This window comes from Pseudoalteromonas rubra (assembly GCF_004212645.1).
GTDB lineage: Bacteria > Pseudomonadota > Gammaproteobacteria > Enterobacterales > Alteromonadaceae > Pseudoalteromonas > Pseudoalteromonas rubra_G.
Map to the genome: position 1 here is coordinate 1 of NZ_PPUZ01000121.1, position 1671 is coordinate 1671.

A 1671-nucleotide genomic window follows, 5' to 3' on the forward strand; every position below is an offset into this window, starting at 1 on the left:
CATCACCCACCCAAAAATCCGAACTGAATGTCTACGATTTTGGGTGGGTGTCCTTGTAATTTACTCAGTAGGTGTTGGATATCAGTGTGGCGCACTAACACCGATTTAGGAGCGTCCATCTCCATCACCCACCAGAAATCCGAACTGAATGTCTACGATTTTGGGTGGGTGTCCTTGTAATTTCGATTTTGGGTGGGTGTCCTTGTAATTTCATTTCGATTTCTTGTTTGTAGCCTCGAAGTCAGCGATTCCCATCTCGACCAAAATCAAACCTCACAAAAGCCTTGAGGCAATTCCTTTCAACAGTGATAGGCTGGAGGTTTTTCTTTATAAGTTTCACGGCCTCTCGACTATATGGATGAGACATGGAACTATACTCAGGAAAAAAATGGAGTCGACCATCTTCCTCTATTCGAAATTGAAATACTAAATCAGCATTCTGAAATTTATTATTCGGAAATGCACTTGAACTAGGGATAGTCTCTATTATCTGACTTTCAATCTCCATGGAATTATTGCATTCATTGAAGGTCACTTTAACACTATTCGCATTTGCACAACTCACGTACATAATATTGATTATAAAAAGCCAAAATACTCTAGTTATCATAGTTCCTCCTCAATGGAAGCCCTTTGTAAGCTCTGTATATATCTTCCGCATTGGTCACTGTCCAATTTTCATTGCTATTGGTTCCTGGTGATGGAACAAAAGAATAATTAGCCATATATGATTGAGTATGGCCTATTTCATGAGCTAATAGAGTCCCCATTGTCTGGTGCATTGTGATTCCCCTCGCGTTAAATGTATCTACATCACCGTAATAGACCTGATTTCCACTTGCTTGAAAAGCACTCTCTTCATATAAGCTTTGAGTTAATTCAATTTTACTACCTGTTGAATCAACGCCATTTCTTATTTTATCACCTAGTGGTGATTCCATGATATCAACTAGAGAATCCTTTACATTTTGGGGCATTGCGGATGCTCTATATTCATCTAATTCATACTCAGTGCTATGCGTGAAATATTTATTAAGCTCTCTTTCCTTAGCTAACCTTGTTTCAGCATTAAACATCTGCACAAATGCACCTGTTATAGCACCATTAGAAAATTTACCTCCGCTGATCTTCGAAGCAGTTCCTCCAATGACAGCAGATCAGCAAGGACATCCACTTTAAAACTTACTCCCCGTTACGGGCTATGTTCTAAATTGGAAACTCAGGACTATTAAATCCCGCCCTTACTATAAACTTTGAGCTGTGAATTTCGGAATCTTAAACTCTAAATCATGGAAAATAAGAAGGATTAGACAATACGAGAGTACGTCCAAGCTTCAGTTTGGATAAATCTAAATGACACTGAAGGAAAAAGGCTGTTAGCCAAAGAGCCGCTCACACTGCACCAGATTGGTTCGTCGCTTTTTACCCAGACGTTCGCAGTAATCCGTCATTGCTTGCTTTCGCCCTACTGCACCATGGAATACCTTGGTAAATCGAGTCGTAAGCTTAAGCCAGTTTTCTGGCTCTATTTGCAATCTGGCCAGCAGCGGCTGGCTATCACTGATATACCCTCGTTTATCTGCACGCATACACCGGCCTGTTAGTTCAACCAATTGAATGTAATAGGTCAGCTCAAATGGGAGACCACTTGGCATATTTGCTCTTGGATTG

1 protein-coding gene and 1 pseudogene are annotated in these 1671 nt (G+C 40.4%); both read right to left on the bottom strand.

Annotation, left to right across the window (positions count from 1 at the left end; translation table 11 throughout):
* Positions 1-599 precede the first annotated feature (599 nt).
* Complete coding sequence (locus tag C3B51_RS22610; RefSeq protein WP_130246472.1) at positions 600-1082, bottom strand: hypothetical protein; 483 nt, start codon at positions 1080-1082, stop codon at positions 600-602.
* 294 nt (positions 1083-1376) lie between these two features.
* Positions 1377-1671 (bottom strand): annotated as a pseudogene (locus C3B51_RS22615) (transposase); the annotation flags it as partial.